The 15,136-nt window shown below is 66.5% G+C and carries 11 protein-coding genes and 1 pseudogene; 8 read left to right on the forward strand and 4 right to left on the reverse strand.

Translation table 11 applies throughout. The features are described from left to right. Positions 1-156: 156 nt before the first annotated feature. A complete protein-coding gene (locus ABD743_RS37010; RefSeq protein WP_344728104.1) occupies positions 157-1,824 on the reverse strand; it encodes a DUF6282 family protein in 1,668 nt (555 codons plus the stop codon). A gap of 178 nt (positions 1,825-2,002) precedes the next feature. Beyond that, positions 2,003-2,260, reverse strand: coding sequence for a ferredoxin (locus tag ABD743_RS37015; RefSeq protein WP_344728105.1), 258 nt, complete (start codon positions 2,258-2,260; stop codon positions 2,003-2,005). Between the two features lie 111 nt (positions 2,261-2,371). Between ABD743_RS37015 and ABD743_RS37020 the strand changes: the two genes are divergently transcribed. From ABD743_RS37020 to ABD743_RS37055, 8 genes are all read left to right on the forward strand, one after another. Continuing rightward, positions 2,372-2,521: a hypothetical protein gene (locus tag ABD743_RS37020; RefSeq protein ID WP_344728107.1), complete on the forward strand. Its 150-nt coding sequence runs from the start codon at positions 2,372-2,374 to the stop codon at positions 2,519-2,521. Positions 2,522-3,884: 1,363 nt separating this feature from the next. Then, complete coding sequence (locus ABD743_RS37025) at positions 3,885-5,261, forward strand: ABC transporter substrate-binding protein (RefSeq protein WP_344728108.1); 1,377 nt, start codon at positions 3,885-3,887, stop codon at positions 5,259-5,261. Continuing rightward, the gene (locus ABD743_RS37030) at positions 5,258-6,352 is read left to right on the forward strand and encodes an ABC transporter permease (protein ID WP_344728109.1); all 1,095 of its coding nucleotides are present in this window, start codon (positions 5,258-5,260) and stop codon (positions 6,350-6,352) included. The genes ABD743_RS37025 and ABD743_RS37030 overlap by 4 nt, the downstream gene beginning before the upstream one ends. After that, positions 6,333-7,229, forward strand: a complete 897-nt coding sequence (locus tag ABD743_RS37035) for an ABC transporter permease (RefSeq protein ID WP_344728111.1) — start codon at positions 6,333-6,335, stop codon at positions 7,227-7,229. Before ABD743_RS37030 ends, ABD743_RS37035 begins: the two co-directional genes overlap by 20 nt. After that, positions 7,226-8,260 carry an ABC transporter ATP-binding protein gene (locus ABD743_RS37040; protein ID WP_344728113.1) on the forward strand — a complete coding sequence of 345 codons (1,035 nt, stop codon included), beginning with the start codon at positions 7,226-7,228 and terminating at the stop codon, positions 8,258-8,260. The genes ABD743_RS37035 and ABD743_RS37040 overlap by 4 nt, the downstream gene beginning before the upstream one ends. A 96-nt stretch (positions 8,261-8,356) precedes the next feature. Beyond that, entirely contained in the window at positions 8,357-8,710 is a 354-nt protein-coding gene (locus ABD743_RS37045) for a hypothetical protein (RefSeq protein ID WP_344728114.1), read from the forward strand. A gap of 49 nt (positions 8,711-8,759) precedes the next feature. Then, positions 8,760-10,085 (forward strand): Rieske 2Fe-2S domain-containing protein, encoded by a 1,326-nt coding sequence (locus tag ABD743_RS37050; protein ID WP_344728116.1) that lies wholly within the window; start codon positions 8,760-8,762, stop codon positions 10,083-10,085. A gap of 292 nt (positions 10,086-10,377) precedes the next feature. Then, a complete protein-coding gene (locus tag ABD743_RS37055; protein WP_344728118.1) occupies positions 10,378-11,367 on the forward strand; it encodes a DODA-type extradiol aromatic ring-opening family dioxygenase in 990 nt (329 codons plus the stop codon). 51 nt (positions 11,368-11,418) lie between these two features. On the opposite strand, the gene ABD743_RS37060 is transcribed toward ABD743_RS37055, so the two are convergent. Together ABD743_RS37060 and asnB are read right to left on the reverse strand one after the other, a co-directional pair. After that, the gene (locus ABD743_RS37060; RefSeq protein ID WP_344728120.1) at positions 11,419-12,774 is read right to left on the reverse strand and encodes an MFS transporter; all 1,356 of its coding nucleotides are present in this window, start codon (positions 12,772-12,774) and stop codon (positions 11,419-11,421) included. Between the two features lie 328 nt (positions 12,775-13,102). Then, positions 13,103-15,059 (reverse strand): annotated as a pseudogene (gene asnB, locus ABD743_RS37065) (asparagine synthase (glutamine-hydrolyzing)). Between the last annotated feature and the right edge of the window lie 77 nt (positions 15,060-15,136).

Below are 15,136 nucleotides of genomic sequence, written 5' to 3' on the forward strand. Positions count from 1 at the left end.
CCTGTCCGGTGGGCGCGACGACCGCGCCGTTGCTGTCGGGATGATCGACATAGCGCAGGCCCGTACCCGCGACATGCGCCCCGGGATAGATCGGCCGCAACCGCGGCTCCAACAAACCCGTACGCCCCTGCGCCTCATGAATCGTTCCCCGCCGGCTCATGAGCGTCTCTCGGCGGCCGCGAGATCGCTGCCCACGCGCCGGTCGTCGGCGCCGGCCAGCCAGCGGCTGTTGTGCACCGCCATCAGTCGTACCTCGTCCTCCGTGAACCCCGCGGCGAGCAGCTGGTCGGCCAGCAGGGCCAGCCCGTCCTCCACAGGGGGATTGAACGGCTGACCGAGGTCACTGGAGAGCACCGAGTGCTCCGCGCCCACCGCCCTGATGTTCTCCAACCAGAGCTCCCACGAGACCTTTCCGGTGTACGGAGTGGTGAAGCAGCGCTCCAGCAACGCGCCTTTCGCCGCAAGGCGCCGCTGCAGGTCCACCGCCACCCGCTGGGAGGTGAACTCGGGATGAGTGACAACGATGCGACGTATCCCCGCCACGACGGCGGCGTCTATCACGGCGTCGATCTCCGCGGCGCTGAGATGGCCGGTGGCCAGGGTCATGTCGTGCTTGGCGATGACCCGCAGCACCTGCTGGGTGGCCTCGAGCACTTGCCCGTCGGCACCGACTACCTCGACGGGATCGGCGGCCATGCCCTCGGCCCGCAGCTCGTCCTGCAGCTGCGCCCACATCGGCGGCCGCGCCCCCTCGGGATCGAGCGCGGTGCACTCGCGCTGATTGGAGCTGTCGACTGTGGGCAGCCAGACGACCTGGGCGCCGCTTCGGGCGGCGAGCTCCACGGCGATGGGGTTCATTCCGCCCACCGAGGCGTTCAGGGTGATGGCGCCGACCGCACCGAACCCGGGTACCGCGGCGCGCACCACGGCAGCGCGCTCCCCGGTCGGAAGGTAGTGCGACTTCAGCACGAACCCGGCCAACCCCACCTCTGTGAACTTCGGCGCGAGCGTGAGGTCGTCGATGCGGCGGCGCATCACGTCCGGCGCAACATGAATGTGCACGTCGTAGGCGCCTCTGACGAGTTCGCGAGCCCGTTCGGAAGGCGTCGGATGGTCAGCCATACCAGCCTCTATCTTTGTAGTCGTGATCTTTTTGAGCGCTTCAATCACGCTCGTCAGGTGGCGCCGTGTCGCGGCTTCCGCCGCTTCGGGATCGCGGGCGCAGATGGCGTCGATGATTGCCTGATGCTCGGGGAGCGAGACCGCGGGTCGCTCTGGCTGCATAGCCAGCCTGAACTGGTGGCGGACGCTCTGCGCACGGAACTGTTCCAGCACCCTCGCGGCGGTGGCCTGGCCACTGAGCTCGCGAACCCGCTGGTGCAAGAGGCGGTTGGCCTCTGAGTAGCCGAGTACGTTGCCCGCCGCCACGGCATCGGCCATCCGGATGCCGATCCCGCGCAGTTCGAGTGCCTCGGCCTCGTTCACCCGTCGTGCGGCCTTGGCTGCACACAGGCCCTCGACTGCCATACGGACCTCGGTGATCTCGATCGCCTCGTCCAACGACACTGCGCGCACCCGGGCGCCCCGGTGCGGAATGCGTTCCACGAGTCCCTCGTTGGTCAGCTGCAGCAGAGCGAAACGCACCGCGCTGCGGCTGGCCGAGAAGCGCTCCGAAAGATCGGCCTCGACCAGGCGCTGGTCCGGTACGAACTCACCTCGCATGATCGCTTCGCGGATCGTTTCCAGGACGGTCGGACGCTCCGGGCCCGGTTCATTCGGCTCTGCGCCGTTGATCAGCTGGGCGTCCTGGAAAGATCTCGACACGCTTCTTCTCCTGTGGGGTGTGGCGCCGGGGCTTCTCATGTGAAGCCCCGGCTTGTCGCCCTTGCCGCGGCGACGTACGGCCAGCCCTTGTCGCTCGCGGACCGAGCACCCCGACGCTGGTGTGGAAGCAGGAACACGTGCGGCTGACCATCTCGCCGGGGGCGCTACGCCCGGCCACTCACTCGGAATCGATGCGAATGCAGCGTCCGGGACATGCCTGGCTGGCCTCCAGCACCTGGCGCTCGTTCTCCGGCGATACGGTCACCGTGCCCGCGGGACCAGCCGGGAGTACGGAGTCCCCGTCGTGCACCACGGCCAACCCGTCCTCGCCGATGGTGAAAACGATCGGTTCGAGCAGCTCGCACAGGCCGGCGCCGGTGCACCTGTCCTGATCGATCCAGACCTTCATGTCTTCCTCCCTCTCGCCATGGCCCATCACCCCGTCGTGACGGCAGTTCCGTTCGCGATGAGCGCGCGGTACGGCCCGAGATCCTGCGGACGGTTGACGGCCAGGGCACCCTCGATTCGGCCGCGAATTTCATATGTCATGACGAAGGACCGTGGCTGGGCCGACGGACCGTCGAAGGAGGGCAGGCTCACCGCCGTCCTGGGCGACCACCTGGTGTCCGAGGTCCAGCCCGACCGCGCGGCGGCTTGCGAGCGTCTCGATCCCGAGGGACCCGTCGGGCGGCGGTAGGTACCCGTCGGGCGGCGCTCAGGTCGGGTCGAGAAGGAACTGTTCGGACAGCGGCGGCCGGCTGTGGGGTGGGCTTTCCTCCCCTCCGACGAGCAGTATCTCGCCAGAGAATCCTCGGCGCCGGAATGAACGAGCCGCGCTGAGTCCGGCGACCGAAGCGCCGACGACGACCAGCCGATTCGCCGGACGGCGAGGATTCTGGGCACGCCAGTCTCCCGCGCGGGGACGGCAGTCGGCCTGAATGTCGACTCGACCGTCACCGAGTTGGCTGGGTGGCAGCGCGCGGAATCTCCGCGGTCAGTCGCCTGCTGTGTCGCGCACATTCTGCGCACCGCGACGCGACGTCGCAAATACGAATGTTGCATGCGCGAGCGCGACATCTGTCGCGGTGAGGGGACCGATCCGACCGGCCATGGATGGTCGGTGGCCTCTTCGGTCAGCAAGTCGTCCCCCGTTCTGATCTGCCCATATGCCCCCAGGGCAGCCGTCACCGACTGTGACGAGCTGCGTCAGGGACCGCCGCCGTACAGGGTCGCGGAAGGAACGCGGCCTCAATGCGCGGATGGTGACGATCCAGGGGCCGGCGCCGACGTATGGCGCCGTTGTCTACAAGAATGTCGCCAATGTTGTCCGGTCGGAAGGATCTCAATGTCGCACCTTCGCTTCGAGTCCGTCAAGGGCTGCGCGGTCGTGGGTGTGCCGTCAAGTTCTTGCCGCGGTCGGTACGACGTCGCTGGTCGAGGGGCCTGTCCGTGCCGGCCGCCGAGGCTTGACGTCGTCACCGGAGATCATGTACAGCCGACGTAATGTCAGGACTAGTTAGCATCGCGAAGATCATTTTCGATCGAAACTGGGCGTTGACACGGCTGGTGTTTTCAACGATTCTCGTGACAAGATTGCTAACAATCCCGTCGTAGCGCAGTGCAGCGCACCTCGTCGTGAGCCGTCAGCGGCCTTGGGGTGAGCGCAAGCCACGCCGACACGACGGGGGAGGGTTGTTGCCGTGGGTGACCAGGTCAGTAGCCGCACTGAAGCCCCATCGTCGAACGCCGCCGAACAACCACCGGTGGCAACCGCAAATGTCAAGCACTCTTCCTCTTCGCGGGCAACTCTTCCGCGAGCCGGAATCGCCAGAGCTGGAGCGAGATCCATGGCGCGTCCACGAAAATGGTTCGTGCTGGGCATCGCCGTCGTGTCGATTCTTGCGGCGGCATGCTCCCCACGCGCGACGACGAGCAGCAATGACGCTTCTGCCGGTCCCCCACAACGCGGCGGCACTCTCACTTACCTGGCCAACGGAGTGACGTCCACCTGGCCTCGAGGGCTCGATCCGGCCTCCGCCGGAGCAGCACCATCACTCTTTTTGACCGCCATTTTCGGCGGATTGTTCAAGCTGGCCGACGGCGGGAAGATCGAGCCTGATCTCGCATCCGGATACCAGGTCTCCGACGACGGGAAGAGCCTCACGATCTCCTTGCGGCCGGGCGTGATGTTCCAGGACGGCACCCCGCTCAACGCCGAGGCCGTCGCATGGAACATCGACCGCGACCTCAAGACGGCCTGCGTCTGCAGCCCCTCCGCGTCGTGGCCGCCGCTCGCCGAGGGAGGCATCACGACGCCGGACGATCACACGGTCGTCCTGAACTTCAGCCGCCCGTACGCGGCCCTCATGAACGTCTTCGTCAGCACGAGCGTCAACCGCATCGCTTCCCCCACCGCGGTGCAGAAGATGGGACAGCAGGAGTTCAGCCTGAAGCCGGTGGGTGCCGGTCCGTTCGAGGTCGTGAGCAACGTCGTCAGTTCCGAGATCGTGCTCAAGCGCTACGAGGGCTACTGGAAGCAAGGCCAGCCCTACCTCGACGGACTCGTGTTCAAGGCGATCGTGGGCGACCAGCCGACCTATCAAGCGATCCAGGCCGGCCAGGCGCAGGCGAGCACGCTCACCACTCCCTCCATCGTCCAACAGGCGAGCCAGAACGCGAACCTGACGGTCAACCAGCAGGACGGCACGTCGCCGTGGTTGATCCAGCTCAACACGGCGGTTCCACCGTTCGACAACAAGCTCGCCCGTGAGGCGATCTACTACGCCACCGACACGGAGGCGATCCGCACTCACCTGCTCGACGGCCTGTACCCGGCGACGCAGTCGTTCACCGGGCCGGGAGGCCTCTTCTACCAGCCCGAGGTCCCCGGCTATCGCACCTTCGACGTGGACAAGGCGAAGCAGCTCGTCGCACAGCTCGGGGGGTTGAAGGTCGACCTCTTCGGCGGCACGGACAAAGTAGCCAGTGAGACCGTGCAGGTTCTGCAGAGCCAGTGGCAACAGGCGGGAATCGAGACCACCATCCATTCCTACGAGCTGCCCAGAACCATCCAGGAGCTCGAGGGCAAGAAATGGCAGGCGGCTCTGCAGAGCAACGGAGCTTTCGACCCTGGAGTGAGCTCCGGAGTACCGTTCCGGTTCCTCTCCAGCGCGCCGTACAGCGGGGTCCAGGACCCGAACCTCGACACCATGATCGACCAGGCGGCGGCGACCCTCGACCAGACCGAGCGAGGCCGGCTCTACGGGGACATCGCCAAGTACATCAGCGACGAGGCGTACGCGCCGTTCATGATCGCCGTCGCGCCCGCTGCGGTGGCCCGCAAGGACGTCCATGGCCCGGGGGTGTCGACGAAGATCCCGATGGCGAGCGTGTCGCTCCTCCCGGTCTGGGATGAGGTCTGGATCGAGAACCCATGACCATCCGCACCCCGGAGCCCGCTTCCGGGACCGCCGTGGACACCGCCACTCAGACGGGTCCCCGGCCCGTTCACGACACCGACCAGCATCTCGGCCAGATAGCCGGGCGCGCGATGGCCGTCGTGCAGTCGCCGAGCCTCCGGCTCGCCCTGCGCAGGCTCGCCACCGCGATTCCGGTGCTGTGGGGCGTCACCGCCCTGACCTTCGTGGTGCTGAACGTCCTGCCGGGCAACGCCGCACAGCAGCTTCTTGGTGCGGAGGCGACGCCGGAGCAGGTCCGGCAGCTCACGGTCGAGCTCGGCCTCGACAGGCCGCTCGTGACGCGGTACTGGGACTGGCTCAGCGGAGTGCTCACCGGCGACCTCGGTCGGTCACTGGCGAGCGGGCAGCCCGTGACCGAGATCTTCGCCGAGCGCCTGCCCGTGACGCTGGAGCTCGCCGTGTACGCGCTCGGCATCTCGCTGATCCTGACCATGCCGGTGGCGCTGCTGGCGACTCGCCGACCCGGAGGGCTCGTGGACCGGGTGAGCATGGCGGTCAGCATGGCGGGCCTGTCCATCGCGAACTACGTGCTCGCGCTCCTGCTCGTCATCGTGTTCGCGGTGTACATCCCCCTCTTTCCGGCGATCGGCTACGTGCCGTTGGAGGAGAACATCCTGGAGAACATCTGGTCGCTCACGCTTCCCGCGGTCGCGATCGGCTTCCCACTGTTCTGCTTCTACACCCGGCTGCTACGCGGCGACATCCTCGACCAGATGCAGGAGGACTACGTCGTCACGGCACGTGCCAAGGGGATCAGCCCCTTCCAGGTACTGACCCGCCACGCCCTGCGCAACTCCCTGTTCGGCCTGCTCACGATCGTCGGCCTCAATCTGGGGAACCTGCTCGGGGGCACGGTGATCAGCGAACAGATCTTCGCCCTCCCCGGCATCGGTCAGGAGCTGATCCAGTCCATCAACAACCGCGACGTCATCGTCGTGCAGGCGATCGTGCTCTTCATGGCCACCGCGACGGTTCTCGTGAACCTCCTCACCGACATCCTGTACGCCATCCTGGACCCGAGGATTCGCTATGGTCAGCGCATCGCCTGACGCCCTCCTCCCATCGGGCGGCCCGCAACTGGACAGCACGGGCGCCACGGGGAGACGAGCCCGCAGAGGGTGGGTACGTCGGCTGGAGTTCGCTATCCCGGTCGCATTGTTGGTCGTCATCTTCGGCGCCTGCTTCCTGGTGCCGGCCGTCCTTCCGGTTCCGGATCCGATCGGCGGCAACATCATCGACTCGGACCTGCCGCCGTTGTCGCCCGGGCATCTCCTCGGCACCGATTCGGTGGGCAACGACGTGTTCTCCCGTCTCCTGTACGGCGGCCGCGTCTCGCTCGCCATCGCCGTGGCGGTGAACGTGATCGGCCTCGTACTCGGCGGGCTGCTCGGGGCCTTCGCCGCCTATCGCGGTGGTGTCATCGACGCGGTGATCATGCGGGTGCTCGACGTCCTGATCGCGTTTCCGTCACTGGTGCTCACCCTGGCGATCGCCCAGAGTCTGGGCCCGAGCGTCAGCCACACGATCTTCGCGCTCTCGTTCTTCAGCGTGCCGGCGTTCGCCCGCACCGCACGGGCAGCCACGCTTCGCCTGCGCGAGCAGACGTTCGTGACGGCGGCCAGGTTGAGCGGCACGGGAACCGGCCGCGTCCTCTTCCGCCACATCACCCCCAACATCCTTCCGCAGTTGATCACCTTCGCCCTGCTCGGAATGGGGATCATCATCGTCGTCGAAGGCGCGTTGAGCTTCCTCCAGCTCGGTGTGCCACTGCCCAGCCCCAGCTGGGGGAACATGATCTACCAGGGTCAGCAGAGCATTTCGACCGAACCGTTGCTCGTCCTGTTCCCGAGCATTTTCCTGTTCGTCTCCACTCTGGCTTTCAACCTCCTCGGAGACGCGATGCGAGCCCGCTGGAACGTCAGATGAGCGTGCTCGTCCCCCCGCTCTCGACCGCAGCACCGGACGACCGTCGTGCGGCAGAGGTCGCGTTGCTGGAGGTGCGGGACCTTCAGGTGCGGTTCCGCCGCCACGGCCGCGTCGCGCACGTGGTGAACGGTCTCGATTTCTCGGTGTCACGGGGCCGGACCCTGGCGATCATCGGGGAGTCGGGCTCGGGGAAGACGGTGAGTTGCCGCGCGATCATGGGGCTGTTGCCGGGCTTCGCGTCGGTTGCCGGCAGCGTCATGTTCGCGGGTGAACAGCTGCTGGGCCTGCCGGAGCATGAGATCCGCCGGTATCGGGGCGCCGATATCGCGATGGTGTTCCAGGATCCGGCGCGGTCGCTCAACCCCACCATGCAGGTGGGAAAACAGATCATGGAGGCGATCCGGGAGCATCTGCCGCTCTCCTCTGCTCTCGCGCGACAGCGGGCGGTCGAGCTGCTCGAACTGGTACGGATACCGTCACCCGCCCGGCGCTTCCACGAGTACCCGCACCAGCTGTCAGGGGGAATGCGGCAGCGGGTGATGATCGCGATCGCATTGGCGTGTCACCCCAAGTTGCTGATCGCCGACGAGGCGACGACGGCCCTGGATGTGACGACCCAGGCCCAGATCATGGAGCTGCTCCTGGATCTCCAGCGCGCACTGGATATGGCCTTGATCTTCATCAGCCACGACCTCGGCCTGGCCGCGTCCTATTCCGACGAAGTGATCGTGATGTACGCCGGGCGGGCCGTCGAGCGCGCACCAACCCGCCGACTGTTCGAACACGTCCGGATGCCGTACACGAAGGCGCTGCTGGAGGCGATCCCGCGCCTCGACCGGCCTGCCCACCTCCAGCTGCCGGTCGTGCCGGGCCGGCCACCAGACCCCTCATCGCTGGGAAGCGGCTGTTCGTTCGGCCCCCGCTGCCCGCGGGTGGCGGACATCTGCTGGGACAGCGCCCCGGCCTTGACGGAACACGACTCGGAGCACTGGTGGGCCTGCTTCCGCCCGTATGGGTCCGGAGCCCGATGAACATCGCCGGCCCCCAAGTGCTCAACCTCCTCGAGCGGCTTCGTGCCTGCCACTACCCATTCACCGACGCCGACCTACCGGAACAGAGAAAAATCAATGAGTGAGCCGACGAAGTCCGAGACGACTGGAATGGTGTCTCAGAAAGGTCTCATGGTGGTTCAGGAAGGCATGCTCTCGGCGAATGGGCGAGACGGTGTCGTCGAGAAGAGATCGCCCCTGCCGGCCCTGTGGATGGCGCTGGTCGTCGAACGGGCTTGTACCGAGATCTGGAGGGCGTGGGAAGAGAAGAACGATGTCACCGAGCTGCACGTGAACCCGGCGGTTTACGAGGCTGTGGCACTGGCGAGACCAGGCGAAGTCGGCCGCGGCTATCCGCTGATGCTTCTCGGCTTGGAGCTGATCCCAGATAAATCCGTGCAGGTCTACGAACCGGTCGTAATCAGAAGCTGAGGGCAACTATGTCAATCACCAGCGCAGACAACGCAACCGAGGAGGACGCATGCTGACGCCGGAAGAGAACGAGGCACTATGCCGCGTCGGGCCGGGCACGCCGATGGGTACACTGCTCCGCAGGTACTGGGTGCCGGCCTTCCAACTCGCCGACCTGCCCGAACCGGACTGTGCTCCGATCAAGGTAACGATACTCGGAGAGAACTTCGTCGCGTTCCGGGATACCCAGGGGAGAATCGGTTTCCTGGACGAGCTGTGCCCCCACAGGGGCGCATCGCTCGTGCTCGGTCGCGTCGAGGACTGCGGTATTCGGTGCCTTTACCACGGCTGGAAATATGCCGTGGACGGGACGATCATGGAGACGCCCAACCTGACCGGCTCCCGCTTCACGGAGCGTGTGAAGCACGGGAGCTACCCGGTCAAGGAAAGCGGTGGGCTCGGCTGGGTCTATCTCGGCCCTCCGGACACTGCACCACCCTTCCCGATCTTCCGCTGGGACGGGGCGCCGGCTGATGAGGTCGCGGTGACCGAGATGATCATGGACTGCAACTGGATGCAGGTGCTGGAGGGGTCGATCGACTCCTCACACGTCGGCGTGCTCCACCTCGACACGTTGGCCGTGATGGGAGCGGGGCCGCGCAACGTCGGCTCGTTCGAGTTCGCCGGCGACCCGTGGGACCACGACATGCCGACGCCCCCGCGAGGTGACAACCCGTGGCCGAGTCACGACAACGCACCGGTGATCGAAGTCGAGGACACCCCGTTCGGGTTCCACTACGCCGCTCTCCGGGAAGCCGCTGACGGCTCGGGGAGCAAGTACGTCAGGATCACCGCCTTCGTCATGCCGTACACCGCCTTCGTCGGAGGGAGCAACGGCGCGGTGATCGTCGTTCCGAGGGACGATCACACCTGCTCGTCCTTCGGCATCTTCATGGTGCCGAAGGGCAGGGGAGGCTCCGCAGCGGCGAATCGCGCGGGTATCGATCGCAGTATCTGGGGGCCGGAGCCGGGCAATCGGCGCATGCGCATTCCTCCCCAGGACCGCGAGGCCATGGCGAATGGACAGAGCTTCGCCGGATTCCGCGGGGGCAACCGGGTCCAGGACGGCGCGGTGCAGATGTCGTCCGGCCCGCTCTACGATCGCGCGAAGGAACATCTGGTTCCGGCTGACCTCGCGATCATCAGGCTGCGACGCGTGCTGGCCGACTCGATCCGGCTCGTGGACGAGGGGAAGCCGCCGCTCGGTCTGGGGGTCGGGTACGACTTCGCGCGCGTCACCGCCGCCTCGGCGACCATCGACGCGGAGACCCCTTGGCAGGATCTGGTTTCGGGCAACCTCGGTACCCGAGAGGGGACAGCGCGGATCGGTACCTGACGTCTCTGTAAGTCGTGCGGCGCCCTGGGCGCGGACACGTAGCCGGATTGGTGTCGGCCAGGATCGGTCGGATTCTCGCCACCCGAACATGGGGTTGACCGGCTCGCCGCCTGGTGTGATCAGGCGAAACGGACGTCTTCATTGAGGAGGCCGCGGAACCGATCGGGTGCCGGCTCTGGATGAGTCCGTACCCGATCGGGGACGTGGCCCGAGCGGACTTGCCGGCTCGGACCTTCGCGTTGATGGGCGGTGGAGGTCCGGCTTGGCGACAGTTGAAGGGTAGGCGGCGGTCATGGCGGAGATCGTGCTGGGTGTGGCTAGTTCGCACACGCCTCAGCTCAGCTCGGGAGTTGAATTCTGGGAAGACCACGGGAGGCGGGATCGGGGATATTCATTACTGGGTCAGGATGCCGAATATCATGCCTATGATGAGATTTTGGCGAATGCTGACCCACGAATAGAGGATGAGCTCGATCCGTTGGTCTGGGCGGCCAAGTATCAGCGCTGTGAGAAGTCTCTACAGGAGCTTTCTCGCCGGCTCTCGGAGGCCCAGGTGGACGTCGCTGTCGTCATCGGTGATGACCAGCAGGAGATGTTCCAGAGCGATGGGACGCCGACCTTCGCCTGTTTTCTCGGAACAGAGTTGACCGATATACCGCCCGCTGCAGAACGGCTCGAGCGAATGCCTGTGGGCCTTCGTGCGGCTTCCTGGGCCGCCCACTCCGACCGGCCTGAACGTCATAAGGTCTGCTCCGAGCTGAGTCGCCTCGTCATAGAGTCTCTTGTTGTCGCCGATTTCGACCCGTTGAGTTTTACCGAACAGCCCGCCGGACGGACCCTGGGCCACGCCTTCACCTTCCCGCGGTACCGGCTCGGCCTGGCACCGGAGACGCCGATCACGCCGATCTTCATCAACACCTACTTCCCTCCGAATGTCCCTTCGGCGCGGCGTTGCTACCAACTCGGACGGGTGGTGCGGAACGCCGTGGCGTCGTGGAGCAGCGACGCACGGGTAGCGATCATCGCGTCCGGCGGGTTGAGTCACTTTGTGGTTGACGAAGAGCTCGATCACCGGTTCTTGTCCGCTCTGGAGCGGAGTGACTCCGAGGCTCTCGGCGCCTTGGAGCGCAAACAGCTCAGGTCGGGAAATTCGGAGCTTCTGAATTGGGTTGCGGCGGCTGGTGCCTTGGAGGGAAAAAATTTCACGTTGGTTGACTACGTTGCCGGCTACCGAACCCCGGCCGGCACGGGCACGGGGATGGCCTTCGCCTACTGGGAATGACGAGCTCCGGCCCGCTGGAGCTGGTTGATCGTGGTGGTGGGCTTCCCGATGTCATCCGTGCGCCTCGGGTGTTGCACCCGCAGCCGAGGTGGCCTCGTCCGAGGCCCGTTCGGGTCGCAGCAGTAGGGCAATCACCGCGGCCAGCGTCATGAACGCGGCCACCACGAGCATGCCTGCTCGGAAGCTCCCGGTGAGGTCCTGCAGCCAGCCGGTGAGGTACGGCCCGAGGAAGCCGCTGAGGTTGCCGAACGAGTTGATCAGCGCGATCCCCGCCGCCGCCCCGACGCCGGTGAGGAACTGGCTCGGCAGCTGCCAGATCACGGGGGTCACCGCGAAGACGCCCACGGCGCAGAGTGTCATTGCGGCCATGACGAGGTAGGGCGAGTTGAGGTAGAGCGCGACCGCGACGCTCACCGCCCCGACGAGCGCCGGCACAGCGATGTGCAGTCGCCGTTCGCCGGTGTGGTCGGAGTGCCGGGCGTTCAGCACCATCACCGCCGACGCGACGACGTACGGCACGGCGGTGATCAGCCCGATCTCGACGAGCGAGAACCGGACGCCGAACTGTTCCTGCAGGTCCGACACCACCTGTGGAAGGAAGAACGCGAGCACGTAGAGCCCGAACACGACCCCGAAGTAGACGACCGAGAGTGCGACGACCCGCCGGTCCCGCAGGCCGGCGAGCAGCCCCGTCTCCTGCGGCACCTGGGCGGCGTCCTCGTCGACGATCCGCTGTTCGAGGGCTCGCCGCTGGGGCTCGGTGAGCCAGTGCGCGCGGCCCGGCCGCTCCGGCAGCAGCAGCAGGACCAGCGCGCCCACGAGAACGACCGGAATGCCCTCGACGAAGAACATGAACCGCCAGCCCGCGTCGAACCCGAGCGCCCCGTCACCGTTCTGGATGAGCAGCGTGGAGATCGGCGCCCCGAGCACCGACGACAGCGGCACCGCCAGGAAGAACAGCGCCACGACCTTCGCCCGCCGCTCCCGCGGGAACCAATAGGTCAGATAGAGGATGACACCCGGGAAGAAGCCGGCCTCCGCGACGCCGAGCAGGAATCGCACGATGTAGAAGCTGATCTCGCCCTGCACGAACGCCGTGGCGGACGCGACCACGCCCCACGTGATCATGATTCGGGCGATCCAGATGCGGGCGCCGACGCGGTGCAGGATGACGTTGCTGGGCACCTCGAAGAAGAAGTAGCCGATGAAGAACAGCCCGGCGCCGAGGCCGTACGCGGCCGCGGAGAGTCCCAGGTCGGGGTTCATCTTCAGCGCGGCGAACCCGACGTTCACGCGGTCCACGTAGTTCAGCAGGTAGCACAGGCCGAGGAACGGCAGCAGCCGCCACATGGCCGTGCGCACCGCCGTCTCGACCGCTCGGTCCGTTGTCGCGTCCGCCGCAGCCATGGCTCTCTTTCTCGTGAGCTGGTGATGGTCAACCAGCGGTCTGTGTTGCACTGCTAGCTATTGGGCTCGACATTGACCTGTGCAGCGGGCCTGTCGGGTGCAATTCGGCTGCGTCGGTGTCCAGCAGTCGCGTCAGTGCCGAGTATCGGTCGGCCCGTTCATACTCGACGAGCTCTCGATTCCGCAAGTAGACCATGTCATTTCCCCTTGGCGGGCTTCCTCGAAGGCGTGGGCGTTGCGGCAGAGCGTCGATTCCCGCCCTTTGGCCCGGTTCGTGGTATTCGCGACACAGGCACCATTGAGATTATCGGTCCACAGCGTTGCCCATTCAGACGGAGATGCTCACGCCGTAGTTGGTCAGGAAGGCGTCGAGGGTGAGGATCTGCTCGAGCGCCCATCGGCCGCCGAGTACCCCGCCGTTGGTGGCCTCGGGTGTGGTGAGCGCTGATTCGGCTGCGTCGGTGTCCAACAGCGGCGTCAGTGCTGAGTCGCGGTTGTTCAGCAGTTCGGTGAATTCGGTGTGCAGCATCCGGTCGTAGTCGGGGTCCTGCGTGTTCGGGTAGGGGCTCTTGACGCGCTGCACGACCGACTGGGGCAGCACATCGGCGGTGGCCGCCCGCAGCAGGCTCTTCTCCCGCCCGTCGAAGGTCTTGTGGGCCCACGGCGTGCCGAACACGTACTCGACGAGTCGGTGATCGCAGAAGGGCACCCGCACCTCCAGCCCCACGGCCATGCTCATGCGGTCCTTGCGGTCGAGCAGGTTGGGCAGGAAGCGGGTCAGGAGCAGGTAGCAGATCTCCCGCATCCGCCGCTCGTGCGGATCATCGGCGGTCGGACCGGTCAGCTCGGGTACCTCGGCGAGCGCGATGCGGTACTGGTCGTCGAGGTAGCCGGCGAGATCGAGCTTCCCGACCAGTCCGGGGTCGAGGACCCGTTCGGTCATCTCGATGCGCGGACCGCGGAGCCAGGGGAAGGTGTCGGCATACACGAACGCGGGGTCGTGGAACCACCGGTAGCCGCCGAAGACCTCGTCGGCCGGACAGTCCCACCGTCGAGCGCTCTCGGATCGCCCGGAACAGCAGATACAGCGAGGTGTCGACCTCGCCGAAGCTCATCGGCAGGTCACAGGCGCGGCGGACGGCTTCCCGCACGCCCGGGTCCAGCAGCTCGCTGGTGGACAAGGTGATGTCGGTGTGGTCGGTGCCGACGAACGTCGCCACCTCCTGCACGTAGGGCGCGTCAGGGGTCGCGCGCATCGCATCCGGTGTGAAGTTGTCGGTGTAGCCGACGAAATCCACGGCGAAGGAGCGAACGCGATCCTGGCTGAAGCGCGCCGCCAGCGCGGTGAGGGCCGAGGAGTCCAGCCCGCCCGACAGGAGCGTGCACAGCGGAACGTCGGAGATCAGCTGCCGCGCGATGGTGTCGTCGAGCAGTTCGCGCACGTGCCGCACGGTGGTGGGCACGTCGGCGGTGTGCCCGGTGTCCTCGAGCTGCCAGTAGCGCAGCTCCTGGAATCCGTCGCGGCTCACCCGCACGACACACCCTGGCGGCACCTCGTGCATCCCGCGGAACACCGCGTTGTGCGGGTCGGCCACGAACCCGAGTGTGCGCCGCAACCCGTCGAGATCCATCACGCGCTCGGCGGTGCTGTTGGCCAGGATCGCCTTCGGCTCCGAGCCGAACAGCACCCCGTGCTCGGTGGGGTAGTAGTACAGCGGTTTGATCCCCAACCGGTCGCGCACCAGGATCAGCTCCCGCGCCGCGGCGTCCCAGAGCGCGTAGGCGAACATCCCGTTCAGCTCCCGTACCGCATCACGCGGGTCGCGTCGGCCCCACTCCCGATGCGCCTGCACCACCACCTCGGTGTCACTGCTGGTGGAAAACCGCCGGCCCGCCCCGGCCAGCCGCTCCCGCAGCTCCCGGTAGTTGTAGGCCTCACCGCTGAAGACCAGCGCCAGCGTGGTGCCAACTGCCTCCGTCAAGGTCATCGGCTGACGCCCGCCCTCGATGTCGATGACCGCCAGCCTGCGGTGGCCCAGCGCCGCCGGTCCGTCGACCCACGTGTCCTCGTCATCCGGGCCCCGGCAGGCCATCGTCGTGGTCATCCCGGCCAGCTCACGACGCGCATCCGGCTCGCCCAGATCGCGGTCGAACGACACCCATCCACATATTCCACACATGCTCGATACCCCCCGATCAAACGAACAAATGGCGACGACATGCAGGAAACACGCCCTACCAAACCCCCCGGGGAAATGGTGTCTCGCCGCACCTCGTGAGCGCATCGCATGGATGCAGGTGGTGAACAGTGCCCGCGTCCGGGCGGCAGGTGACGCCTAAAGGCGGCCGCGGCGTAGGCAGC

Origin of the sequence: Pseudonocardia yunnanensis, assembly GCF_039534065.1 — a bacterium.
Taxonomy (GTDB): domain Bacteria; phylum Actinomycetota; class Actinomycetes; order Mycobacteriales; family Pseudonocardiaceae; genus Pseudonocardia; species Pseudonocardia yunnanensis.

Excerpts from the sequence above, each read along its gene's own strand:
- ABD743_RS37050 (WP_344728116.1), top strand. The coding sequence starts at position 8,760 with ATGCTGACGCCGGAAGAGAACGAGGCACTATGCCGCGTCGGGCCGGGC.
- ABD743_RS37035 (WP_344728111.1), top strand. The coding sequence starts at position 6,333 with ATGGTCAGCGCATCGCCTGACGCCCTCCTCCCATCGGGCGGCCCGCAA.
- ABD743_RS37055 (WP_344728118.1), top strand. The coding sequence starts at position 10,378 with ATGGCGGAGATCGTGCTGGGTGTGGCTAGTTCGCACACGCCTCAGCTC.
- ABD743_RS37045 (WP_344728114.1), top strand. The coding sequence starts at position 8,357 with ATGAGTGAGCCGACGAAGTCCGAGACGACTGGAATGGTGTCTCAGAAA.
- ABD743_RS37040 (WP_344728113.1), top strand. The coding sequence starts at position 7,226 with ATGAGCGTGCTCGTCCCCCCGCTCTCGACCGCAGCACCGGACGACCGT.
- ABD743_RS37060 (WP_344728120.1), bottom strand. The coding sequence starts at position 12,774 with ATGGCTGCGGCGGACGCGACAACGGACCGAGCGGTCGAGACGGCGGTG.
- ABD743_RS37030 (WP_344728109.1), top strand. The coding sequence starts at position 5,258 with ATGACCATCCGCACCCCGGAGCCCGCTTCCGGGACCGCCGTGGACACC.
- ABD743_RS37015 (WP_344728105.1), bottom strand. The coding sequence starts at position 2,260 with ATGGGCCATGGCGAGAGGGAGGAAGACATGAAGGTCTGGATCGATCAG.
- ABD743_RS37020 (WP_344728107.1), top strand. The coding sequence starts at position 2,372 with ATGACGAAGGACCGTGGCTGGGCCGACGGACCGTCGAAGGAGGGCAGG.